The organism is Qipengyuania pelagi (genome assembly GCF_009827295.1).
GTDB classification, from domain to species: Bacteria; Pseudomonadota; Alphaproteobacteria; order Sphingomonadales; family Sphingomonadaceae; genus Qipengyuania; species Qipengyuania pelagi.
This window is the reverse complement of record NZ_WTYD01000001.1, coordinates 433,293-454,827: the sequence shown is the minus strand read 5'-3', so window position 1 is coordinate 454,827 and position 21,535 is coordinate 433,293. Positions and strand designations below refer to the sequence as shown.

The 21,535-nt window shown below is 66.3% G+C and carries 21 protein-coding genes; 11 read left to right on the top strand and 10 right to left on the bottom strand.

The features are described 5' to 3' along the window. Nucleotides 1-20: 20 nt before the first annotated feature. The 4 genes from GRI47_RS02325 to GRI47_RS02310 are packed head-to-tail and all read right to left on the bottom strand — an operon-like array spanning nt 21 to nt 3,052. Nucleotides 21-380: a DUF2794 domain-containing protein gene (locus GRI47_RS02325; protein WP_160659769.1), complete on the bottom strand. Its 360-nt coding sequence runs from the start codon at nt 378-380 to the stop codon at nt 21-23. Beyond that, a complete protein-coding gene (gene epsC / locus GRI47_RS02320) occupies nt 380-1,090 on the bottom strand; it encodes a serine O-acetyltransferase EpsC (protein ID WP_160659768.1) in 711 nt (236 codons plus the stop codon). The genes GRI47_RS02325 and epsC overlap by 1 nt, the downstream gene beginning before the upstream one ends. 28 nt (nt 1,091-1,118) lie before the next feature. After that, complete coding sequence (locus tag GRI47_RS02315; RefSeq protein ID WP_160659767.1) at nt 1,119-1,730, bottom strand: HdaA/DnaA family protein; 612 nt, start codon at nt 1,728-1,730, stop codon at nt 1,119-1,121. 26 nt (nt 1,731-1,756) lie between these two features. Then, on the bottom strand, nt 1,757-3,052 hold the full coding sequence (locus tag GRI47_RS02310) for a heavy-metal-associated domain-containing protein (protein ID WP_237452591.1): 1,296 nt from the start codon (nt 3,050-3,052) through the stop codon (nt 1,757-1,759). Between the two features lie 69 nt (nt 3,053-3,121). Between GRI47_RS02310 and purM the strand changes: the two genes are divergently transcribed. Genes purM through GRI47_RS02295 form a run of 3 tightly spaced genes read left to right on the top strand, consistent with a single transcriptional unit; the run spans nt 3,122 to nt 6,010 of the window. Next, entirely contained in the window at nt 3,122-4,219 is a 1,098-nt protein-coding gene (gene purM, locus GRI47_RS02305) for a phosphoribosylformylglycinamidine cyclo-ligase (RefSeq protein WP_160661266.1), read from the top strand. Continuing rightward, on the top strand, nt 4,212-4,811 hold the full coding sequence (gene purN, locus GRI47_RS02300) for a phosphoribosylglycinamide formyltransferase (RefSeq protein ID WP_160659766.1): 600 nt from the start codon (nt 4,212-4,214) through the stop codon (nt 4,809-4,811). Before purM ends, purN begins: the two co-directional genes overlap by 8 nt. Beyond that, on the top strand, nt 4,811-6,010 hold the full coding sequence (locus tag GRI47_RS02295; protein WP_160659765.1) for a sulfotransferase family protein: 1,200 nt from the start codon (nt 4,811-4,813) through the stop codon (nt 6,008-6,010). Before purN ends, GRI47_RS02295 begins: the two co-directional genes overlap by 1 nt. A 1-nt stretch (nt 6,011) precedes the next feature. On the opposite strand, the gene ndk is transcribed toward GRI47_RS02295, so the two are convergent. The 5 genes from ndk to GRI47_RS02270 all read right to left on the bottom strand — a co-directional run bounded on the left by ndk (nt 6,012) and on the right by GRI47_RS02270 (nt 9,178). Continuing rightward, on the bottom strand, nt 6,012-6,434 hold the full coding sequence (ndk, locus tag GRI47_RS02290; RefSeq protein ID WP_160659764.1) for a nucleoside-diphosphate kinase: 423 nt from the start codon (nt 6,432-6,434) through the stop codon (nt 6,012-6,014). A gap of 83 nt (nt 6,435-6,517) precedes the next feature. Further along, on the bottom strand, nt 6,518-7,051 hold the full coding sequence (locus GRI47_RS02285; protein ID WP_160659763.1) for a hypothetical protein: 534 nt from the start codon (nt 7,049-7,051) through the stop codon (nt 6,518-6,520). Between the two features lie 33 nt (nt 7,052-7,084). Continuing rightward, nucleotides 7,085-7,534 (bottom strand): DNA polymerase III subunit chi, encoded by a 450-nt coding sequence (locus GRI47_RS02280; protein ID WP_160659762.1) that lies wholly within the window; start codon nt 7,532-7,534, stop codon nt 7,085-7,087. Between the two features lie 4 nt (nt 7,535-7,538). Next, nucleotides 7,539-7,691, bottom strand: coding sequence for a DUF2256 domain-containing protein (locus tag GRI47_RS02275; protein ID WP_160661265.1), 153 nt, complete (start codon nt 7,689-7,691; stop codon nt 7,539-7,541). Nucleotides 7,692-7,723: 32 nt separating this feature from the next. After that, nucleotides 7,724-9,178, bottom strand: coding sequence for a leucyl aminopeptidase (locus GRI47_RS02270; protein ID WP_160659761.1), 1,455 nt, complete (start codon nt 9,176-9,178; stop codon nt 7,724-7,726). 114 nt (nt 9,179-9,292) lie between these two features. On the opposite strand from GRI47_RS02270, the gene GRI47_RS02265 reads away from it, so the two are divergent. The 5 genes from GRI47_RS02265 (at nt 9,293) to GRI47_RS02245 (ending at nt 15,668) form a co-directional block, all read left to right on the top strand. Beyond that, a complete protein-coding gene (locus GRI47_RS02265; RefSeq protein WP_160659760.1) occupies nt 9,293-11,686 on the top strand; it encodes an LPS-assembly protein LptD in 2,394 nt (797 codons plus the stop codon). Between the two features lie 138 nt (nt 11,687-11,824). After that, nucleotides 11,825-13,177 carry a peptidylprolyl isomerase gene (locus GRI47_RS02260; RefSeq protein WP_337190623.1) on the top strand — a complete coding sequence of 451 codons (1,353 nt, stop codon included), beginning with the start codon at nt 11,825-11,827 and terminating at the stop codon, nt 13,175-13,177. Between the two features lies 1 nt (nt 13,178). Beyond that, nucleotides 13,179-14,177, top strand: a complete 999-nt coding sequence (gene pdxA, locus GRI47_RS02255) for a 4-hydroxythreonine-4-phosphate dehydrogenase PdxA (protein ID WP_160659759.1) — start codon at nt 13,179-13,181, stop codon at nt 14,175-14,177. After that, complete coding sequence (gene rsmA, locus GRI47_RS02250) at nt 14,177-15,013, top strand: 16S rRNA (adenine(1518)-N(6)/adenine(1519)-N(6))-dimethyltransferase RsmA (RefSeq protein ID WP_160659758.1); 837 nt, start codon at nt 14,177-14,179, stop codon at nt 15,011-15,013. Before pdxA ends, rsmA begins: the two co-directional genes overlap by 1 nt. Before the next feature lie 40 nt (nt 15,014-15,053). Continuing rightward, nucleotides 15,054-15,668 (top strand): flavodoxin family protein, encoded by a 615-nt coding sequence (locus GRI47_RS02245; RefSeq protein ID WP_160659757.1) that lies wholly within the window; start codon nt 15,054-15,056, stop codon nt 15,666-15,668. A 3-nt stretch (nt 15,669-15,671) separates the two neighbouring features. On the opposite strand, the gene GRI47_RS02240 is transcribed toward GRI47_RS02245, so the two are convergent. After that, a complete protein-coding gene (locus GRI47_RS02240; RefSeq protein WP_160659756.1) occupies nt 15,672-17,777 on the bottom strand; it encodes a malate synthase G in 2,106 nt (701 codons plus the stop codon). Nucleotides 17,778-17,949: 172 nt separating this feature from the next. Here GRI47_RS02240 and GRI47_RS02235 point away from each other — a divergent pair, with 172 nt between their 5' ends. Genes GRI47_RS02235 through GRI47_RS02225 form a run of 3 tightly spaced genes read left to right on the top strand, consistent with a single transcriptional unit; the run spans nt 17,950 to nt 21,409 of the window. Continuing rightward, the gene (locus tag GRI47_RS02235) at nt 17,950-19,149 is read left to right on the top strand and encodes a hydrolase (protein WP_160659755.1); all 1,200 of its coding nucleotides are present in this window, start codon (nt 17,950-17,952) and stop codon (nt 19,147-19,149) included. After that, complete coding sequence (locus GRI47_RS02230) at nt 19,146-20,162, top strand: arginine N-succinyltransferase (RefSeq protein ID WP_160659754.1); 1,017 nt, start codon at nt 19,146-19,148, stop codon at nt 20,160-20,162. Before GRI47_RS02235 ends, GRI47_RS02230 begins: the two co-directional genes overlap by 4 nt. After that, nucleotides 20,159-21,409, top strand: a complete 1,251-nt coding sequence (locus GRI47_RS02225) for an N-succinylarginine dihydrolase (RefSeq protein WP_160659753.1) — start codon at nt 20,159-20,161, stop codon at nt 21,407-21,409. The genes GRI47_RS02230 and GRI47_RS02225 overlap by 4 nt, the downstream gene beginning before the upstream one ends. The last annotated feature ends 126 nt before the right edge of the window (nt 21,410-21,535 follow it).

Here is a 21,535-nt window from a genome sequence, read left to right as displayed (position 1 = left end):
TCTCTGCGAGGAACGACCCCCTACGAATCCACCACCTTGACCAGCCGTCGCTCCATCGGCGCCAACACGCCAGCCAATTCGTGTCCGCGCTTCAGCACCTGGCCGTGTTCGCCGAACAGCGTCCACATGCCCTGCCGCTGGCGCAGCGACGGGCGCTTCTCTACTCGCGCCTGCGGCCGTTCGGCGGCGCGGCGGAAGGCGGCGAAGCTGGCGAAATCGCGCGTGAAATCCATGGCGTAATCGCGCCACTCGCCCGCCGCGACCATCCGACCGTAGAGGTCGAGAATGCGGGTCAGTTCCTCGCGGGTGAAGCCGACCTGATCGGCATTGCGCGCCGGAAAGGGCAACACCGCGCCGCCGGAATGGCCACTCGGCTGCATCAGCTGTTCGACCCGCTACGCTGCGTGTTTGCGACCTCGGCGGCATCGGTCGCGGCTGCCCGTCGCAGCGCCTCCAACTCGGCGCGCATCTCGGTCAATTGCTGTTCCAGCGCCTCGAACCGGCGCATGTCCGGCTCGCTCTGTTCGTTGCATGGCGTTCCATAGGGCATGAATTCGCGCATATAGGTTTCGACCGGCACCAGCGTACTGCGCGCCTTGAAGCCGATCATCGTCGCGCCCTCGGGCACATCGTCGGTGACGACCGCATTGGCGCCGATCCGCGCCCGTTCGCCCACCACGATCGGCCCGATCACCTGCGCGCCCGATCCGATGATGACATTGTCCATGATGGTCGGGTGCCGCTTGCCTCCGATCCCGTTGGTCGGATTGGTGCCACCCAGCGTCACGTTCTGGTAGATCGTCACGTCATTGCCGATCACGGCGGTTTCCCCGATCACGGTGAAGCCATGGTCGATGAAGAAATTGCGCCCGATCTTCGCGCCCGGATGGATGTCGATCGCGGTGAGGAAGCGACTGAAATGGTTCACGAACCGGGCGAGGAAATGCAGCTCCGCCTCGAACAGCCAGTGCGCGATGCGGTGCCAGAACACCGCCCAGACGCCGGGATAGGTGAGGATTTCCCAGCGGCTGCGCGGCGCGGGATCGCGCGCGCGGATGGAGTCGAGATAGGCTGTCAGCCGGTCGAACATGACGCAGGATTCTCCCACCAATCTCGGATCAAAGCAAGCGGCCCTGCTCGGGGCCTTCCACCGCGTCGAGCGCGTCGCGCCAGACCGACATGGTGGCGGGCAGTTTGCGTTCAAGAGACAAGCGATCGATTTCGGCGACCACGCGCTCGATCGCGGCGTAACTGCGGGTCAGCCGGGGGACGAGATAATCCGCCGCGGACGGGGGCAGTTGCAGGCCGCGCTGTTCGGCATGGGCCAGGATCAGCTCGCCCGCCATCGCATCGTCCGGCGCGCCGATCGCGAGCTGGAGCGACCCGCCGAGGCGCGAGCGCAGATCGGGCAGGTCGATCCGCCAACCATCGGCATCGCTGACCAGCAGCAGCGGCCGCCCATCCTCCTGCGCGCGGTTCCAGCGATGGAACAGGGCGGTCTCGTCCCATCGGTCCGCCCCGTCCACCGCCTCGCCCTTGCCCGAGGCCATGAACCAGCGCGCCAGCAGCGACTTGCCCGAGCGCGACGGCCCCACCAGCACGGCTGTGCGGAACGGCCAGTCCGATGGATCGGCCAGCGCGGCCACGGCAGCGCGATTGCCCTCGCCCACTACGATCCGCACTGGCCTGTCGGATGCGGCCACGGATAGCGGAAGGGCGATCTGGGACACGGGGAACGCTGCTCGCGGAACCGCGCCTAGCGGCTGACGGACAGCGCGTTGTTCGCCTGCCGGACCGTGAAACCCTGACTGCGCAGGGCCGCGGCGAGCTGATCGATCGAGCCTTCGAAGCCCACTGTCAGTACCGACGTGCCGCCGATCGCGGTGCTGCGAATGCCGGCGGTGCGTACGCCCGCCGCGCCGCGCACCTGCGACAGCCCGGCATTGAAGGCGGCGGCATCCGGCGTCGCGATCTGCACCGTGTAGAGGCCGACCGACCCCGGCGGCGGTGGCGTTTCGACCGGCGCTGCCGTCACGTTCGATCCCGGTTCGGCCTCCTGATTTGCGCGCGATGCCCGTTCTGCGGCAGCGGCGGCACGCTGACGTTCCGCATCGGCCCGGCCGAGGTCGATAAGGCGCTGAATCGCCGGATCGATCTGAAGATCGCCGAGGTCGAGCGTGGGATCGGGAGCCAGGCGACCGCTTGCCAGCGCCTGTTCGAAGATCTGGTCGAACCGCGCCACCGCCTTTTCCAGCATGGCTGGCAATTGTTCGGGATTGGCGGCGGTCATGCGGAACCCGGCGAGATATTCGTTATCCGGCCCGTGCCGCGCGGTGAAGGTGCCCTCAATGGGGCCGCCCGGATAGGTATAGCGCAGGTCCGCGATGGGGACGAGCACGTCGGACGCGCTGAACTGGTCGAGCACGGTGCGCCACCAGGTCCGGCTGCGCCGCCCGATCTGGCCATAGGTCACGAGCAGCGAATCGCCACCCGCACCCGAGGGGCGGACGTAATCGATCCGGCTGGAGCCCGACTGGTATTCCGCCCAGGCGCGCTGCCAGGGATTGCGCATTTCATAGACCAGCTCCGTACCGGCGGAAAACGTCACCGGGACCAGCAGCATCGGCGCCGAGCGGCGCGCCTGTTCGCTACCGCCGAGATAGGCATTGGCGCGCTGGCGATCGAAGATCACGCCGAGGCGCGCGATATAGCGGCGCGGGCCCAGTTGTTCGCGCTCGATCACGATCGCCGAAACGATGCCCGCGATCTGCGAATCCGACAGTTTCGGGCCCTTCAGCCGTTCCCACGCCTTGCGCTGAGCCTGCTGCCAGCCATTCTCCCGCGCCTCTTCGCTGCTCTTGCCGGTCGCGTCGACCTCGACTCCCGTGACCGAAATGTCACTGGATGCGGCGACCGGTGCGATTCCGCGATCGCCGCCGACCTGGGCGAAAACCGCCACCGCAAGCAGCGCGAGCGCGACGATCCCGCCGAAAACCCCGGTATAAACGGGAAGCGGGCGGCGCAGCCAAGGGAGGGTTCGGGTCGAATGCATGGGGGAAACCGCGCGCCTTTTGCCCAATGGCTTATGGAAATCCAAGCGCGAATGCGTATGGCAGGCGTCATGCAGGAAAAGAATTCGTCCTACACCTATTCCGACGCCGGGGTTTCCATCGCGGCTGGCAACGCACTGGTCAAGGCGATCGGGCCACTGGTGAAGGCCACCGCCCGCCCCGGAGCCGATGGCGAGATCGGGGGATTCGGCGGCTTCTTCGATCCGAAAGCGGCGGGCTATTCCGATCCGCTGCTGGTCGCCGCGAACGATGGTGTCGGCACCAAACTGAAGCTCGCGATCGATCATGACCGGCACGACAGCGTCGGAATCGATCTCGTCGCGATGTGCGTCAACGATCTGATCGTGCAGGGCGCGGAACCGCTGTTCTTCCTCGATTATTTCGCCACCGGAAAGCTCGAGAACGGCATTGCCGAACGCGTGATCGCGGGCATTGCCGAAGGGTGCAAGATGGCAGGCTGCGCGCTGATCGGCGGCGAGACGGCGGAAATGCCGGGCATGTATCAGGCGGGCGATTACGACCTCGCCGGTTTCTGCGTCGGCGCGGTGGAGCGCGGCGAACAATTGACGGACGAGCGAGTGGCGCCGGGCCACGTCTTGCTCGGCCTCGCCAGTTCGGGGGTTCACTCGAACGGCTATTCACTCGTGCGCAGGCTGGCGGCGGACAAGGGCTGGAAGCTCGACCGTCCGGCCCTGTTCGACAGCGACCGGCTGCTGATCGATGCGCTGATCGAACCGACCCGCATCTATGTCCAAAGCCTGCTCCCGCTGGTGCGCGACGGGCTGGTGGATGCGATGGCCCACATCACCGGCGGCGGCCTGCTCGAGAATATTCCGCGCGTGCTGCCCGAAGGCGCCCATGCCGTGGTCGATGCCGGATTGTGGGACCAGCCGCGCCTGATGGCCTTCCTGCAGGCGCAGGGCGCGATCGAGCCCGAAGAGATGGCGCGCACCTTCAATTGCGGCGTCGGCATGGTGCTGGCGGTCGAGCCCGCCAATGTCGAAATCGTCCGGTCCCGCCTGGAAGACGCGGGCGAAACCGTCCTGGCGGTGGGCGAGATCGTCGAAGGCCAGCGCGGCTGCACCGTGCGCGGCGCGGCGGGTGTCTGGTCCGCGCGGGGCGATTGGGAAGCCGTGCACAATGCCTGACACGGCCCCGCAAAGGGCTCGCATCGCGGTGTTCGTGTCGGGTCGCGGGAGCAATATGGCCGCGCTGCTCTATGCCAGCCGCCTCGATGAGGCGCCTTACGAAATCGCGCTTGTCGCGAGCAACGATCCGGGTGCCGAGGCGCTCGCCCTTGCCGAGGCGGAGGGGATCGCGACCTTCGCCCTGTCGCACAAGGGCATGACGCGCGCGGCGCATGACGCGGCGATGGAGGATGCGGCGCGCAAGGCCGGGGCCGAACACATCGCGCTCGCGGGCTATATGCGCATCCTGACACCGGGCTTCGTCCAAAGGTGGGAGGGGCGGATGCTCAACATCCATCCTTCGCTGCTGCCGAAATACACCGGGCTGGACACGCACGCGCGCGCCATCGCGGCGGGCGATTCGCATGGCGGCGTTTCGGTCCACCTCGTCACCGAGGATCTCGACGCGGGCGAAGTGCTGGGACAGATCGCGGTCGCCATTCGGCCCGACGAGACGGCGGACAGTCTCGCCGAGCGAGTCCGCATCGCCGAACACCAGCTCTATCCGCGCGTGCTTGCCGAGCATATCCGCTCAACCCGCCACGCCGATTGATGCCGCCCCGCCCGCACCCCCTCGCCGTGTCGCGCACGGCGGACCTCATGAACCGCGCGATCACGAATATGTGGAAACGCGGCCTGACGGTGCAGCCGCCGCTCGATCCCGATTTCCTCTGGGCCAAGGGGAGCAGAGGCTTCGCGCGCGAGGACGAGGTTTCGATCCGCGCGCCGGAGGACGTCGCCGATTTCCGCGCGCGGCTTGAGGCCCTGTGCCGCTCGCTGCGGGAGGAAGCGGGGCTCAACGCGCTCGGCCATACGATGGCCTATGGCCAGATCGTTGCCGCGATCGAGAAGCGCCACGCGCTGGGCCGGTTGTGGCGCGAACGGCCCGAGCTGGCGGAGACCGATATCGCACCGCCGATCGCGGTGGTCGGGCAGATGCGCGCGGGCACGACGCGGCTCCACCGCCTGCTCGCCGCCGATCCGCGTCATGCGGGGACGCGGTTTTGCAATGCGGTCGATCCGGTGCCGCCCGCGCCCGGCCATTTCGACTGGCGCCCGCTCAAGATGCGCGCGGGCCTCGCTATCGCGCGGCTGGTCAATCCCTGGCTCGACAGCCAGCACCCTTTCGGCGCGACGCGGGCCGACGAGGAACTGGGCTGGCTGACCACCGCGCTCGACGTCTGCGCGTTCGAGGCCCAGTGGCATATTCCGAGCTATGTCCGCTTCAGCGAGGGGCGCGATGCCGCCCCGCTCTATCGCGAATTCGCGCGCATCCTGCGCACCGATGCCGCCTATATGGGCGATGCGGAGCGTCCGCGCGTGCTGAAATGCCCCAAATTTGCCGAGGACATCCCCGCCCTGCTCGCCGAGCTTCCCGCCACGCGGCTGATCGTGACGCGGCGCGAGCCGGAAGATGTGCTCGCAAGCTCGGTCTCGCTCGTGGCGGCGCAATCCGCGTTTCAAAGCGGGGATCTGTCGCTGGAGAGGATGCGGCTGGAATGGGAGCGCAAGCTGGCCTTGCGCGAAGCGCGGATGGCGGCGGCGCTGGACCATTTCGACGGGCCGCTGGCAAAAGTCGATTTCACCGCACTCGGGCGCGACTGGCAGGCCGAGATCGCGCAGATCTATACCGCGCTGGGCCTGACGCTCACCGATGCGGCGTTACAGGCAATGGGTGCCGAACAGGCCCGCGCCGCGAACGGGGCGCATCACGCGCACCGGTCGCAGATCGCGGGCTTTTCGGCGTCCTGACTTAGCCGACGATTTCGTCGTCGTTGAAGAAGAAGGCGATTTCGGTCTTCGCGTTCTCATCCGAATCCGAACCGTGGACCGAATTGGCTTCGATGCTCTCGGCATAGGCCTTGCGAATCGTGCCGTCTTCGGCATCGGCGGGGTTGGTGGCGCCCATCACGTCACGGTTGCGCTTCACGGCGTCTTCGCCTTCCAGCACCTGCACCACGACCGGACCGCTGATCATGAAATCGACCAGTTCGCCATAGAACGGGCGTTCGGCGTGGACTTCGTAGAACTTCTTCGCCTGGTCCTCGCTCATGTGGATGCGCTTGGACGCGACGACGCGCAGGCCGGCTTCTTCCAGCATCTTGGTGACCGCGCCGGTCAGGTTGCGGCGGGTGGCATCGGGCTTGATGATCGAAAAGGTGCGGGTAACCGCCATGATGAATTCCTTGAATGGAGGGAATGGAATTTAGGGGGTGGAATGCGCGCGCCCGTAGCCGCGCGGGGGGATAACGGCAAGCGTCAGTTGCGCGGCTGACCTCCGGTGAGCTGATCCACGCTGAGCTGGCCCACGGTCAACTGGCCGACCGTCTCGTCCTCCTCGCGCGCGGCCTGGAAGGTGAAATGCGTGCCGTCCTCGCCCCTGCCGCCGATCATCGAGAGCGTATCGGTAGCAAGCTCGACATCGACCGCGACGCCTGCCGCCTCCGCCTCGGCGCGGTAGAAGGCGATCATGTCAGCGGGAGGTGCGTCGCTGGCGAGCGTCAAGGTAACCGACCGCCGCTCGCCGCGCCCGACTGTGACGGTCGAGCGTATGTCGGCGTCGGGATAGAGGGTGAAGCCGGTGGGAAGCTCGGCCTCCGCCCCTTCGCCGCCCTCTCCCGTGCGCAGGATCGTCGTCCCGTCCTCATTCGTGATCGAGGCGCGCGTGGCGCCGGTCTCGGGATCGACGACGTAATGACCCTTCGGCTGCGTGTCTTCGCGCGGCGGCTCGTCCTCGGACGCACCGCAGGCGGCGAGCAGGGACAGGGCAGCGATGGAACCGGCGATGCGCAAAAGGAAGCCTCCTTCCCCACCAACAGGTGGGCGTCACAGAGGGTTCCAGCCGCCTTCCTCGTTCTGTCGGAAAGCGCCGAACTCGACCGCATCTTCGGTCTGGGCGCGCGCCCTGAGATCGCGCCAGAGCGCGCGGGCCGCCTGGGTCTGGTCGGGTCCGAACAGCAGGAAGGTGCGGGCGAACGCGTTCGCTTCCTCGCGCCAGATGCCGTCCGCCAGCAGGAGGAAGCGCGCTTCGTTGGGCGCGGCGCAGGCGTCGGACAACAGGATCGGCTGGCGCGCAGCGTGGGGCACTGTCGCCTCCCCGTTGGCGAGGAAATGCGCCGGGCCTTCCTTCCACAACGCCTCGGCTATCGCGGCGCGCTGATCGCTGTCTTTGCTGACGACGAGCATTCGCTCGCCCGCCTGCAAGGTCTTCCTCGCCAGCAGGGCAACGACCTGCTCCACCGGGTCGCGCGTCAGCTGGTAGAAATCGGCCCGCATCGGCTCAGGCGCTCCCATTTGCGGATTTGGCCGAGCGGCGGCAGCGGTCGGAACAGTATTTCACACTGTCCCAATCCCGCTCCCACTTCTTGCGCCAGGCGAAATCGAGCCCGCAGGCGGCGCAGGTCTTGTGCGGCAGGTCGCCCTTGCGCCGCATCTTGCCGGTTCCGCCGCCCACGAGGCGCTCGCTCAGCCTTCGATCGTGTCGGCGACCAGCCGGTCCATCAGGCGCACGCCGAAACCGGTCGCGCCCTTGCCCCAGGTCGCGCCGGGCTTGTCGCTCCAGACCGTGCCTGCGATGTCGCAATGCGCCCAGGGAGTGCCGTCCTCGATGAAGCGGTGGAGGAATTGCGCCGCGGTGATCGATCCTGCGCCCTTGCCGCCGATATTCTTCATGTCGGCGATCGGGCTGTCGATCAGCTTGTCGTAGGCCGGGCCGATGGGGAGGCGCCAGACCTTATCGCCGCTGGCATTGCCCGCATCGGCGAGGTCCTTGGCCAGGGCATCGTCGTTCGAGAACAGGCCCGCATGTTCGTTGCCCAAGGAAATGATGATTGCGCCGGTCAGCGTGGCGAAATCGACGATGCGCGCGGGCTTAAATTCCTGCTGCGTCCAGTGGAGCGCGTCGCACAGCACGAGGCGGCCTTCGGCGTCGGTGTTCAGCACCTCGATCGTCTGGCCGGACATCGAGGTGACCACGTCGCCCGGGCGCTGGGCGTTCCCGTCGGGCATATTCTCGACGAGGCCGACCACGCCGACCACATTGGCCTTCGCCTTGCGGCGCACCAGCGCCAGCATCGCGCCCGCGACCGCACCCGCGCCGCCCATGTCCCATTTCATGTCTTCCATGCCGGGTCCGGGCTTGATCGAGATGCCGCCGGTATCGAAGGTCACGCCTTTGCCGACGAAGGCGATCGGCGCGTCACCGTCCGTGCCGCCGTTCCAGCGGATGGCGAGGATGCGCGAATCGCGGACCGAGCCCTGCCCCACGCCGAGCAGCGCGCCCATGCCGAGTTCTTCCATCTTGGCTTCATCGAGGACGATCAGCTCCGCCCCGCTGCCTTCGAAACGCTGCTGGCAGCGTTCGACGAAGGTTTCGGGATAGATGATGTTCGCCGGTTCGGTGACCAGTTCGCGCGTGAATTCGATTCCCTCGGCGAGATGCGCGGCTTCGCCCCACGCGTCTTCGGCTCCCTCGGGCGCGTTCAGGACGACGACGCGCTTCAGCGTCACCTTGTGCTCGTCCTTCATCTTGGTGCGATAGATATCGTAACGCCAGTTGCGCAGACGCAGGCCGAGAAGGACATGGGCGAGGTCCTCGGCGGCAAGACCTGTCGCATCGAGCGCGATCGTCTCTTCGCCCGCCGACTGGTACTTGCCGGAGATCGCGGCACCCGCCTTCTCGCAATTCGCCGCACGCCCTTCGGCATCGGCAGCGCCAGTCCCGATCAGGACGAGGCGCTGGACCGCGCCGTCACGCTCCACGAAACCGTCGAACAGCTGGCCCGCCGAACCCTTGAAGCGGGCAGCCTTCGCGCCTTCTTCCATGGCGCGCTCCAGCCCCTCGGGCAGCTGACCCTTGGTGGTGGTCTGGGCAAGGATGCGAACCGCTTCGGGGCGCGATTGGCTGAATTCGATCTGCATGGAGAGCTCCCGCGAGTAATAGGTGTGGCGCGGTCGCGACGCGATGTGAAGCAATGCGCGCAGCCGCTCGTGAACGCGATTGCAGTTAGGGAGCGGCGATGCGATAGGCAAGCCATGCACTCGCCCAGCGTATCCGCGCCCGATTTGCGCCGCATCCGGGCGGGCTTTTCGTTATCCACCGCGCTAAGCATCTGTCTGATCGCCGGTTTTGTCGCCGCACCCGCCTCCGCCCAGGATGGCGCGGCCACGGGCATGGCGACCGCGCAGGAACAGGCCGACCGCCCCGATCCGGCCCATTTCGAGGACGGGGAAGAGAACGAGAACGACGGCGCCGATCTGGGCCAGCGGCCCGCGGAAACCGCGCCGCAGGACACGGTCGACCTTCCTCCCGGCCAGATCGCAGGCGAGGATCAGATCGCCTTCGAAGCCGATACGTTGAGCTACGATTCGCCCAGCGACACGGTAACCGCCAGCGGCAATGTCGTGCTGCGCAGCGGCGATCGCTCGGTGCGCGCAGATCGCGTCACCTGGAACCGCAATAGCGGCGAAATCCTCGCCAATGGGCGCGTGCGCTTCGTGGACGAGAACGGCAACCAGCTGTTCTCCGACAGCGTGACGCTGACCAACGAATTCGAAGCGGGCGCGATGGAGAACCTGCTGCTCGCATTGCGCCAGGGCGGGCGGCTCGCCGCGGAAACCGGATCGCGCGCGGCGGACGGCACGGTCGAGCTGGAACGCGCAGCCTATACCGCCTGCGCCGTCACCACGCCCGAAGGCTGCGACAAGGCGCCGAGCTGGCGCATCACCGCCGACCGGGTGACCTACGATCCCAGCGACAGCCGGGTCAGCTTCCGCAACGCCTATCTCGAACTGTTCGGCGCGCGCATCCTGCCGCTGCCCGGCCTCGCCATCCGCACCGACGGGGGGCCGGTGGCGGGCTTCCTGGTGCCCGACCTGCGCCTTTCCAAGAGCAACGGGCTGGAGGTCAGCGGCAGCTATTATTGGCGATTGGGTCCCAATCGCGACGCGACGCTCAGCGCCTATCTCTTCACCGAAGCCCTGCCGATGGTCAGCGGCCAGTATCGCCAGCTGGCGGACAAGGGCGCGTTCCAGATCACCGGCTACGGCACCTATAGCCGCCGCATTTCGAGCCTGACGGGCAACCGCGTGGGCGAACGCGATTTTCGCGGCTACGTCTTCGCCAACGGCCAGTTCCAGTTCGATCCCAATTGGAGCGTTACCGGATCGGCGCGGCGCGCGAGCGACCGGACCTTCCTGCGCCGCTACGACATCAGCCGGGACGACCGGCTGCGTTCCACGATCAATGTCGAGCGGATCGACCAGAATTCCTATCTCTCGATCGCCGGCTGGGCGACGCAGACCCTGCGCCTCGGCGCCGATCTGGGCCAGGTGCCGCTCGCCCTGCCCGCGATCGATTATCGCCATCGCCTCGCCGATCCACTGCTGGGCGGCAAGGTCGAATTGCAGGCCAACAGCCTCGCCATCCTGCGCAGCGACGGGCAGGACACCCAACGCGCCTTCGCCCGCGCGAAATGGGATATGCGGCGCATTACGGGCCTGGGCCAGCTGGTCACGCTGACCGGGCTGGTGCGCGGCGACGTCTATCATTCGAGCGACAATGCGCTCACCGAAACCGCGCTCTATCGCGGCAATCCGGGCTGGGAGACGCGCGGGATCGCAGTCGCGGCGCTCGATGTCGAATGGCCGCTCGTCGGCGAGTTTCTGGGCGGCCAGCAGGTTCTGACGCCCAGAGTCCAGTTCGCTGCCAGCCCTCCCATCCGCAATCTCGCCATTCCCAACGAGGATTCGCGCGCGATCGATCTCGAAGATTCGAACCTCTTCGCGCTCAATCGCTTCCCCGGTTACGACCGGGTGGAGGATGGCGCCCGCGTCACCTACGGCCTCGACTGGCAATTGCGCGCACCGGGATGGGACGTAAACACGACCGTTGGTCAGACCTATCGCCTGGACAAGGACCCCGGCGTGTTCGTCGACGGGACGGGCCTTTCGGAACGCGTCTCGGACGTGGTCGGCCGCACGCAGGTCCGCTTCCGCGATTTCGTGAAGCTCACCCACCGCTTCCGCCTCGACAAGGACAATCTCGCCGTGCGCCGCAACGAGATCGACGCGACAGTGGGCAGCGCGCGCACCTATGCCGAAATCGGCTACCTGCGCCTCAATCGAGACATCACCCAGGTCGAGGATTTGCAGGATCGCGAGGAATTGCGCGCCGCCGCCAGAGTCGCGTTCCGCACCTATTGGTCGGTGTTCGGCTCGGGCGTCTTCAACCTCACCAATCGCGACGAGGATCCCATGCTCGGATCGGACGGTTTCCAGCCTATCCGCACCCGCCTCGGCGTCGCCTATGAGGACGACTGCCTCGAAATGGGGCTGACGTGGCGGCGCGATTATCTCGATACCGGCGATGCGCAGCGGGGCGACACCTTCCAGGTCTATTTCGCACTGCGCAATCTCGGCTTCCGCTGAGGCGCTTTGCGTCGCGCCCGTTGGCAGCGTGGCTCCGATGCGCTAATCGCCGCGGCCAATCAGCTACGGTTAAGCCGCGCGGCGGCAAAGCCGGGCCATATCCGGGCGCAATCATCGCGCCGCTATTGGACTATCTCTGTGAACCGCAAACCTGTTTCCTCCCTCGTTTCCCTCGCCGCGGTGCTCGGCCTGCTGGCCGCGCCGATGCCCGCAGTGGCGCAGGTCCAGGCGAGTGCGCCCGAGGCGAACAATCCGCTGGGCCTGCCCGAATCGGTGACGTTGCTGGGTGAAAGCAATCCCAATGTGCGCACCGCCACCGCCGTGGTGAACGGCGATGTCATCACCGGAACCGATGTCGACCAGCGCGTCGCCCTCGTCACGGCGGCGAACGATCAGGAATTGAGCGCGGAAGATATGCAGCGGCTCAAGATGCAGGTGCTGCGCAACCTGATCGACGAGACCTTGCAGATCCAGGAGGCCGCCGCGCAGGAGATCGAGGTCACCGATGCCGAGGTGGAACAGCGTTACACCGCGGTCGCGCAGCAGAATTTCGGACAGCGCGAAGGGGCGATGAACGCCTATCTCCAGCAGATAGGCTCCTCCCCCAATTCGCTGAAGCGCCAGATCCGGGGCGAGCTGGCCTGGCAGCGCCTGTTGCGCCGCAACGTCGCCCCCTTCGTCAGCGTGTCGGGCGAAGAGGTCAATGAACAGCTCGAGCGGCTCGAAGCCTCGCGCGGGACCGAAGAGTTTCGCGTGGGCGAAATCTACCTTTCCGCCACTCCCGAATCACGGGCGACGGTTGAGCAGAATGCGCGCAGCATCGTCGAGCAATTGCAGCAGGGTGGCAGCTTTGTCGCTTATGCGCGGCAATATTCGGAAGCCACGACGGCGGCGGTAGGCGGGGATCTCGGCTGGGTGCGGCCCGGTCAGCTTCCGCCGGCCCTGGCCGAAGTCGTCGCGCAGATGCAGCCGGGCCAGCTCGTCGGTCCGGTGCCGATTCCGGGCGGACTCTCGATCCTCTATCTGATCGACAAGCGCCAGGTGCTCACCGCCGATCCGCGCGATGCGGTGCTCAGCCTCAAGCAGATTTCGATCAGCTTCGAACCGGGCACCACGCAGGCGCAGGCGACATCGCGCGTCGAAAGCTTCGCGCGCGGCGTTTCGCAGATTCGCGGCTGCGGCGATGCAGAGAACGCGGCCGCCGCACTCGGGGCCAGCATCGTCACCAACGATCAGATCCGCGTCCGCTCGCTCCCATCAGCCTTGCAGGACGCGATCCTGCAATTGCAGATCGGCCAGGTCACCCCGCCCTTCGGCAGTGTGGAGGACGGTATTCGCGTGCTGATGCTGTGCGGTCGCGACGATCGCGAACAGAGCGCCGGACCCGATTTCGAAACGCTGATGAACCAGATCGAGGACGAGCGCATCGGCAAGCGCGCCCAGCGCTATCTGCGCGACCTGCGCAACGACGCCTATATCGAGTATAACTGACATGCGCCCTCTCGCCGTATCGCTTGGCGATCCGGCGGGGATCGGGCCGGAAATCATCGTCGAGAGCTGGGCGAGAAGGCACGATAGCGGCCTCGCGCCCTTCTTCGTGACCGGCGGACCCGGCATTCTGGAACAGCTTGCTATCGCGCGTGGCATCGCCTGTCCGATCGTGCGTATCGACGATCCGGCAGAGGCCGTTCGGCGCTTCGACGATGGGCTTCCCGTGCTGGGACAGGACGATGCGCCCTATCGCCCCGGAACACCTGACGATGCGGGAGCGGCGCTCGCTCTGGGGTCGCTGGCAGAGGCCGTGCGGATGGCGCTGCTCGGCAAGGCATCCGGTGTCGTCACCGCGCCCGTCGCCAAGGCGCAGCTCGCGCGGGTCGGGTTCGAATTTCCCGGCCAGACCGAATTTCTCGCCGCCGCCTGCGGGCTGGGGCCGGACGAGGTGGTGATGATGCTCGCCGGGCCCAGTCTGCGCGCCGTTCCAGTGACGGTCCATTGCGCGCTGGCCGACGTTCCGCGGCTGATCGACACGAAGACCATCGCGGCCAAGGCGCGGATCGTCGCCAGCGCCCTCTCCCGCGATTTCGGGATCGAGGCGCCGCGCATCGCGGTCTGCGGCCTCAATCCCCATGCGGGTGAAGGCGGCAAATTCGGCCATGAGGAGCGTGACATCATCGCCCCCGCCATCGATATCCTGCGCAGCGAAGGGATCGCCGTGACCGGCCCGCACCCCGCCGATGCCCTGTTCACCCCGCGCGCGCGCCAGACCTATGACGCGGCGCTGGCGATGTATCACGATCAGGCGCTTGTTCCCCTGAAAGCGCTCGATTTCGACGAGGGCGTGAACGTCACGCTCGGCCTGCCGATCGTGCGGACCTCGCCCGATCACGGGACGGCGTTCGACATCGCGGGCAAGGGTCTTGCCGATCCGGGCGCGATGATGGCGGCGCTCAGAATGGCGAGCGCGATGGCGGAACGGCGGGCGCTTTCCTGATGCCCGACCTTCCCCCCTTGCGCGAAGTGATCGCGCGCCACGGCCTGTCCGCGAGCAAGGCGCTGGGCCAGAATTTCCTCTTCGACGAACAGCTGCTCGACCGGATCGCGGCGATCCCCGGCGATCTTTCCGGCAAGCAGGTTCTCGAAATCGGCCCCGGCCCCGGCGGCCTCACCCGCGCATTGCTGCGGGCGGGCGCGCGCGTCACCGCGATCGAGATGGATCCGCGCTGCCTGCCCGCCCTCGCCGAACTCGAAGAGGCCTTTCCCGGCCAGCTGACCGTGATCCATGGCGATGCGATGAAGCTCGACCATGCCGAGTTGATCGGCGGCGAAGCGTTCGAAGTGGTCGCGAACCTGCCCTACAATGTCGGCACCGCCCTGTTCGTGCGCTGGCTTTCGGGCGAGGACTGGCCGCCGCTCTGGACGGGGCTGACACTGATGTTCCAGCAGGAGGTCGCCCAGCGGATCGTCGCCGCACCGGGAGGCTCCGCCTATGGTCGGCTGGCCGTCCTGGCCCAGTGGCGCGGTGAGGCGAAGCTGGCGATGAAGGTCCATCGCAGCGCGTTCACGCCGCCGCCCAAGGTCATGAGCGCGATTGTCCATGTGACGCCCGCTGCGATGCCCGAAGGGGTCAGCGCGCGCACGCTCGAACGCCTGACCGAGGCCGCCTTCGGCCAGCGCCGCAAGATGCTGCGCCAGAGCCTCAAGGGCGTGCCCGGCGCGGTCGAGGCGATGGATATGCTCGGCATCGATCCGCAAAGGCGGGCGGAGACCCTCTTGGTCGGGGAGTTCGTCGCATTGGCCCGGCACTTGGACAGAGCGGCGAAACGATAGGTGTGGCTCGTGCATTGACCGGGCAAAGGAGAAATTTGTTATGCCCGTCAAAGCCATAGCCATAAATTGCTCGCTCAAGAAAAGCTCGGGCGAGGCGAGTTCCACCGACGCCATGATCGCGCTGCTGAAAGAGCAGTTCGCCGCGCATGAGGTGGAAGTGACCGAGACCGTGCGGATCGCGGACTACAATGTCCTGCCCGGCGTTACGTCCGACGAAGGCGAAGGTGATGATTGGCCTGAACTGCGCGAAAAAATCCTCGCGCACGACATCCTGATCTTCGGCGGGCCGATCTGGATGGGTCAGATCGGATCGATCGCCAAGCGCGTCCTCGAACGAATGGACGCCTTTCTCGGCGAGACCGACGAGAAGGGCCGGATGCCGAGTTCGGGCAAGGTCGCCGTCGCCGCGATCGTAGGGAACGAGGATGGCGCGCATTGGAGTTCGGCCCAATTGTTCCAGTCGCTCAACGATACCGGCTGGACGATCCCCGCCGTCGCCGCGTGCTATTGGGTCGGCGAAGCGATGGGCAGCGTGGACTTCAAGGAATTGGACGAAACGCCCGACAAGACCATCGAGACCGCCAAGATGGTGGCGACCAATGCTTCCCACCTCGCCAAGCTGCTACAGGGCAATCCCTACCCCGGCACGGCTTGACGCTCAGCCCGCCTTCTTAACCCGCCGCCATTCATGCAGCAGCGGTTCGGTATAGCCGCTTGGCTGGGAAACGCCCTTGAAGATCAGATCCTTCGCGGCGCTGAAGGCGGGGGCGTCCCGGTTCTCCAGCAGGGGTTCATAAGCCGGATCGCCCGCGTTCTGCGCATCGACCTTGGCGGCCATGCGGGTGAGCGCATCCATCACCTGATCTTCGCTCACAACGCCGTGCAGCAGCCAGTTGGCGATATGCTGCGACGAAATGCGCAGCGTCGCGCGGTCCTCCATCAGCCCGACATCGTTGATATCGGGCACCTTGGAACAGCCGACGCCCTGGTCGATCCAGCGCACCACATAGCCCAGCAGGCCCTGGCAATTATTGTCGAGCTCCTCGCGGATTTCCGCGTCCGACCAATTCACCCCATTCGCCAGCGGGATCGTCAGCAACTCGTCCAGCTTCGCCGCATCGGGCAGCCCCTTCTGGATCTCGAACACGTCCTCGCGGTGGTAGTGGATCGCGTGCAGGGTCGCGGCGGTCGGGCTCGGCACCCAGGCGGTGTTGGCCCCGGCGCGCAGATGGCCGATCTTCTCGATCATCATCTGCCCCATCAGATCGGGCGCGGCCCACATGCCCTTCCCGATCTGCGCCCGGCCCGAAAGCCCGTGGGCGAGCCCGATCCCGACATTGCGCGCCTCATACGCCTTGAGCCAGGGCGCGCCTTTCATCGCGCCCTTGCGCAGCATCGGTCCGGCCCGCATCGAGGTGTGCATCTCGTCCCCGGTCCGGTCGAGGAAGCCGGTGTTGATGAAGACGATGCGGTCCTTCACCGCTTGGATGCAGGCGCCGAGATTGGCGGATGTGCGCCGTTCCTCGTCCATCACGCCGACCTTCATGGTGTGGCGCGCGAGCCCGAGCAGATCCTCCACCGTATCGAACAGGTCGTTGGTGAAAGCGCACTCCTCCGGCCCGTGCATCTTGGGCTTCACGATATAGATCGAGCCCGTGCGCGAATTGCCGAACCGCCCCCTACCCATTCCGGGGCCCGCCACGTCGAGCGCGCCGATCGCACCGGTGACGACCGCGTCCATGATCCCTTCGGGAATCTCGCCACCCTGCCATCGCATGGCAGGATTGGTCATCAAGTGACCGACATTGCGCACGAACATCAGGCTGCGGCCCGGCAGGCGATGGTCGGCCCCATCCGCATCGCGATAGATCTTGTCCTCGCAAAGCCGCCGCGTCAGCTTCGCCCCGCCCTTCTCGAAACTCTCCTCGAGATCGCCGCGGATCACGCCAAGCCAGTTGCGATAGCCGAGCAGCTTGTCCTCCGCATCGACCGCCGCGACCGAATCTTCAAGATCCGCAATGGTGGTGAGTGCCGCTTCGAGAACGATATCGCTGATCCCGGCCTTGTCGGTCCGCCCGACCGGGTGATCGGAGGCGAACTGCACCTCGATATGGAGGCCGTTATGCCTGAACAGCAGACCGGCATCGGTCTTGCCGACGAACCCGCTTTCGTCAGAGAGGTGGATGTCGTCCGCGCCCGAGATGTCCCGCCAGCTTCCCTCCGCTAGCGGCAGGATTTCGTCGAGGAAGCGGCGGCCCTCCGCGATCACCGCATCGCCGCGCTTCCGATCGTACCCTCCCGAAACCGGTGGTGGGGCATCGAGCGCATCGGTGCCGTAGAGCGCGTCGTAAAGGCTGCCCCAGCGCGCATTGGCCGCGTTGAGGAGGAAGCGCGCGTTGAGGATCGGCACGACCAGCTGCGGCCCCGCCATGGTCGCGATTTCGGGATCGACATTGTCCGTCCCGATCGTGAAGGGCGCGGGCTCGGGGACGAGATAGCCGATCTCCTCCAGAAAGGCGCGATAGGCTTCCGCATCGTGCGCCTGTCCGGCGCGATCCACATGCCATGCGTCAATCTTCGCCTGAAGCTCTTCGCGCGTCTCCAACAGATGGCGATTGCGCGGGGCGAACTCGCCCAACAGGGCGGCGAAGCCCTGCCAGAACGCATCCGCGTCCTTCTCCAGCGCGTTCAGAATCTCGGTCTCGATGAAATCGGCCAAAGCGGGATCGACCTCGATCCCGGCGCGGTTCACGTAATTCGTCATGAAAGAAAACTCACCCGTACTCTGCTGCCATTCGAAAAGCGGATCCCGGGGAGGAGATGGCAGGCTTATGCGGGCGCAGGCAAGCCTTTGCAAGAGGAGCCTTCGCGATCGGTCGTGAAGGCCCGAGGCACCGGGCTGGCAAACCCCTCGCCCCGCCGCTAAGCCCCCATCGATGACCAGACACGCCGACCTTCTCGACCGTATCGATGCCAAGACCATGCTCGACCAGACCCTCGACTGGGCGTCGATCAATACCGGCACCGCCAATCTCGACGGGCTGGCGGTGATGGCGGAGAAGCTTTCGTCCGCCTTCTCCGCCCTTCCCGGGGAAATCGAACTGGTCGAACCCGCCAGGGTCAGCGCCATTGCCGCTGACGGGACCGAATTCGAAAAGCCCCATGGCCGCCACATGGTTCTGCGCGTCCGCCCCGACGCGGAACGGCGCGTGGTGCTGACGGGGCATATGGACACCGTCTACCCCGCCGACCATCCCTTCCAAGAGAACAGCTGGCTTGACGACGAGACCGTGAACGGACCCGGCACCGCCGACATGAAGGGCGGACTCTGCGTGATCCTCCACGCGTTGAAGGCATTCGAGGCGAGCGGGGGCGCGCATCGCCTCGGCTATGACGTCATGATCAATTCGGACGAGGAAACCGGCAGCCTCGCGAGCCGCCCGCTGATCGAGCAATTGGCGCAGGGGAAATACGCGGCGCTGACCTACGAGCCCAGCGCCCTTCCCGACGGCACGCTCGCCCATGCGCGCGGAGGCACCGGAAATTACTCGATCACTTTGCGGGGCCGCAGCGCCCATGCCGGGCGCAATCCGCAGGACGGGCGCAACGCCATCGTCGCCGCGTCCGATCTCGTCATGCGGATCGTCGAACTTGCGAAGGACGATATCACGATCAATCCGGCCAAGATCGAAGGCGGCGCGGCCAATAATGTCGTGCCCGACCTGGCGATCCTGCGCTTCAATATCCGCCCCAAATCGACCGACGCGATGGAGCGCTTCGACGGCGAACTCGCGCCCATCCTCGCCGCGATCGAGGCGCGGCACGAGGTTTCCGTCCATCGCCATGGCGGGGTCACCCGTCCGCCCAAGCCGGTCGACGATCGCGCGCAGAAGCTGTTCGATCTCGTCAGGAGCTGCGGCGCGGAACTCGGCCAGACCATCGGCTGGAAACCGACCGGCGGCGTGTGCGACGGCAACAATATCGCCTCGTGCGGCGTGCCCGTGGTCGACACCATGGGCGTACGCGGCGGCGCGATCCACTCGCCGGACGAATTCATGATCGTTCCCTCGCTCGCCGAGCGGGCCGCCCTGTCCGCGCTCGTTCTCGAAAAGCTCGCCAACGGAGACCCGCTTTGACCTTTCGCCTGCGCGCCGCCCGGCCCGAAGATATCGAACCGCTTTACGAAATGGCGAAGCTGACCGGGGGCGGCTTCACCAATTTGCCCGCCGATCGCAACGCCCTGGAAGCCAAGCTGGCCCGTGCCCAGGCCGCCTTCGCGCGCGACGACGACGAATTGGGCGACGATCAGTTCGTCCTGGTGCTGGAGAATACCGAAAACGGTCAGGTGCGCGGCACCTGCCAGCTGTTCACGCAGGTCGGCCAGCAATGGCCGTTCTATTCCTATCGCCTCACCACGCTCACCCAGCACAGCCAGGAACTCGACCGCACGGTCCGCGCCGAATTGCTGAGCCTCGTCACCGATCTCGAAGGGTCGAGCGAGGTCGGCGGCCTGTTCCTCCATCCCAATGAGCGCGCGGGCGGATTGGGCCTGCTGCTCGCGCGCAGCCGATACCTGTTCATCGCCATGCATCGCCTGCGCTTCGCTCCGCGCATCCTCGCCGAACTGCGCGGCATCATCGACGATGCGGGCGGGTCGCCGTTCTGGGACGGTGTCGCGGGCCGGTTCTTCGGCATGAGTTTTCAGGAAGCGGACTATTTCAACGCCATCAACGGCAACCAGTTCATCGCCGACCTGATGCCGAAACACCCGGTCTATGTCGCAATGCTGGATGAAGATGCGCGCAAGGTGATCGGCCTGCCCCACCCGACCGGTCGCGCAGCGATGCGGATGCTGGAGCAGGAAGGATTTGCTTACGAAAACTATGTCGACATCTTCGACGGCGGGCCCACCATGACCGCGCGCACCGATCGGGTGAAGAGCATCGCCGAGGCGACCCCATCTACTGTGAGCGACATCGCGCTCGATATCGGAGAACGCGCGCTGATCGCCACCGGAACCCTCTCCGATTTCCGCTGCGCCTATGGGCGGCGCGATATTGGCGAGGACGGTACGATCGCCATCGACGCCACCTGCGCGCGCACGCTCGAGATCGGTGTGGGCGACGAGGTCTGGAGCGTGGCGCGATGAGCCTGGTCGAGATCAATTTCGACGGGATCGTCGGCCCGTCGCACAATTACGCCGGGCTCAGTCTCGGCAATATCGCCAGCGCCAGTCACAAGGGCGATGCGAGCTTCCCGCGCGCCGCCGCCCTTCAGGGCATCGCGAAGATGCGCGGGAATATGGAGCGGGGTCTGCCGCAGGGCTTCCTGCTCCCGCTGCCGCGGCCGAATTACGGGTTGCTGCGCGATCTGGGCGCTGATGGGAGCCTCGACGGTCCGTTGCTTGCCGCCGCATGGTCGGCGTCGAGCATGTGGACCGCCAACGCCGCCACGGTCAGCCCGGCACCCGATACAGGCGACGGCCTCTGCCATCTGACGCCCGCCAATCTCGTCACCATGCTGCATCGCGGGCAGGAATGGCGCGATACCAAGCGCCAGCTCGACCTTGCCTTTGCCGATCCGCGCCATTTCAGAGTCCATGATGCGGTTCCGGCCAGCTTCGGGGACGAAGGCGCGGCCAATCACATGCGCTTTTGCGAAGGCCACGGATCGCCGGGCGTCGAAGCGTTCGTCTGGGGCCGGCAAGGCGGCAAATTCCCCGCGCGCCAGCACGAACAGGCGAGCCGGGCGGTGGCGCGCCTCCATCGGCTCGACCCGGATGCCTGCGTTTTCATCGAACAGAACCCCGAAGCGATCGCGGCAGGCGCTTTCCACAACGACGTGGTCGCGGTCGCCAACGAGCGCGTGCTGTTCACCCACGCCCGCGCCTTCGCTGACCAGCAGGGCGCCTATGCGGCGATCCGCGCCGCCTTCCCGGCGCTGGAGGTGGTGGAGGTTCCCGAGGATGCAGTCAGCCTCGAAGAAGCGATCCGCACTTACCTCTTCAACGCACAGCTCCTCACGCTCCCCAGCGGCGAAATGGCGCTGGTGGTGCCGAGCGAATGCCAGGACAGCCCGTCGGTCTGGTCGTGGTGCGAAAAGATGCTGGCGAGCAACGGTCCGATCCGCAAGGTCATCCCCGTGGATGTGCGCCAGTCCATGGCCAATGGCGGCGGCCCGGCCTGCCTGCGCCTGCGCGTGGTGGCCAATCCCGCGACGGTCGATGCCCGCTTCCTCCTCGACGAGGCGAAGGCGACACGGATCGAGGCGGTGGTAGCCGAAATGTGGCCCGAGCGGATCGAACCGTCCGAGATTGGAAGCGAAGCGCTTGCCGAGCGGGTCATTGATGCGCGTGAGGCCCTGCTCGGCGTGCTGGCGCTCGACGACTTGCTCTGACCGGCGACGATGAATGGCCTGGGGTGTCGGAACGGTTTACACCCGCCGACCGGTTAACCATGGAAGTCCGCAGAAATCCTCGGCTGGCACGCCTTTTGCTGCCATAAAGGTTAAGAAAGGATCGCG

What these genes read in the sequence shown, in the direction of transcription:
- GRI47_RS02325 (WP_160659769.1), bottom strand. Translation starts at nt 380, where the DNA reads ATGCAGCCGAGTGGCCATTCCGGCGGCGCGGTGTTGCCCTTTCCGGCG.
- epsC (WP_160659768.1), bottom strand. Translation starts at nt 1,090, where the DNA reads ATGTTCGACCGGCTGACAGCCTATCTCGACTCCATCCGCGCGCGCGAT.
- GRI47_RS02310 (WP_237452591.1), bottom strand. Translation starts at nt 3,052, where the DNA reads ATGCATTCGACCCGAACCCTCCCTTGGCTGCGCCGCCCGCTTCCCGTT.
- purM (WP_160661266.1), top strand. Translation starts at nt 3,122, where the DNA reads ATGCAGGAAAAGAATTCGTCCTACACCTATTCCGACGCCGGGGTTTCC.
- purN (WP_160659766.1), top strand. Translation starts at nt 4,212, where the DNA reads ATGCCTGACACGGCCCCGCAAAGGGCTCGCATCGCGGTGTTCGTGTCG.
- GRI47_RS02295 (WP_160659765.1), top strand. Translation starts at nt 4,811, where the DNA reads ATGCCGCCCCGCCCGCACCCCCTCGCCGTGTCGCGCACGGCGGACCTC.
- ndk (WP_160659764.1), bottom strand. Translation starts at nt 6,434, where the DNA reads ATGGCGGTTACCCGCACCTTTTCGATCATCAAGCCCGATGCCACCCGC.
- GRI47_RS02280 (WP_160659762.1), bottom strand. Translation starts at nt 7,534, where the DNA reads ATGCGGGCCGATTTCTACCAGCTGACGCGCGACCCGGTGGAGCAGGTC.
- GRI47_RS02275 (WP_160661265.1), bottom strand. Translation starts at nt 7,691, where the DNA reads ATGCGGCGCAAGGGCGACCTGCCGCACAAGACCTGCGCCGCCTGCGGG.
- GRI47_RS02270 (WP_160659761.1), bottom strand. Translation starts at nt 9,178, where the DNA reads ATGCAGATCGAATTCAGCCAATCGCGCCCCGAAGCGGTTCGCATCCTT.
- GRI47_RS02265 (WP_160659760.1), top strand. Translation starts at nt 9,293, where the DNA reads ATGCACTCGCCCAGCGTATCCGCGCCCGATTTGCGCCGCATCCGGGCG.
- pdxA (WP_160659759.1), top strand. Translation starts at nt 13,179, where the DNA reads ATGCGCCCTCTCGCCGTATCGCTTGGCGATCCGGCGGGGATCGGGCCG.
- rsmA (WP_160659758.1), top strand. Translation starts at nt 14,177, where the DNA reads ATGCCCGACCTTCCCCCCTTGCGCGAAGTGATCGCGCGCCACGGCCTG.
- GRI47_RS02245 (WP_160659757.1), top strand. Translation starts at nt 15,054, where the DNA reads ATGCCCGTCAAAGCCATAGCCATAAATTGCTCGCTCAAGAAAAGCTCG.
- GRI47_RS02240 (WP_160659756.1), bottom strand. Translation starts at nt 17,777, where the DNA reads ATGACGAATTACGTGAACCGCGCCGGGATCGAGGTCGATCCCGCTTTG.
- GRI47_RS02235 (WP_160659755.1), top strand. Translation starts at nt 17,950, where the DNA reads ATGACCAGACACGCCGACCTTCTCGACCGTATCGATGCCAAGACCATG.
- GRI47_RS02225 (WP_160659753.1), top strand. Translation starts at nt 20,159, where the DNA reads ATGAGCCTGGTCGAGATCAATTTCGACGGGATCGTCGGCCCGTCGCAC.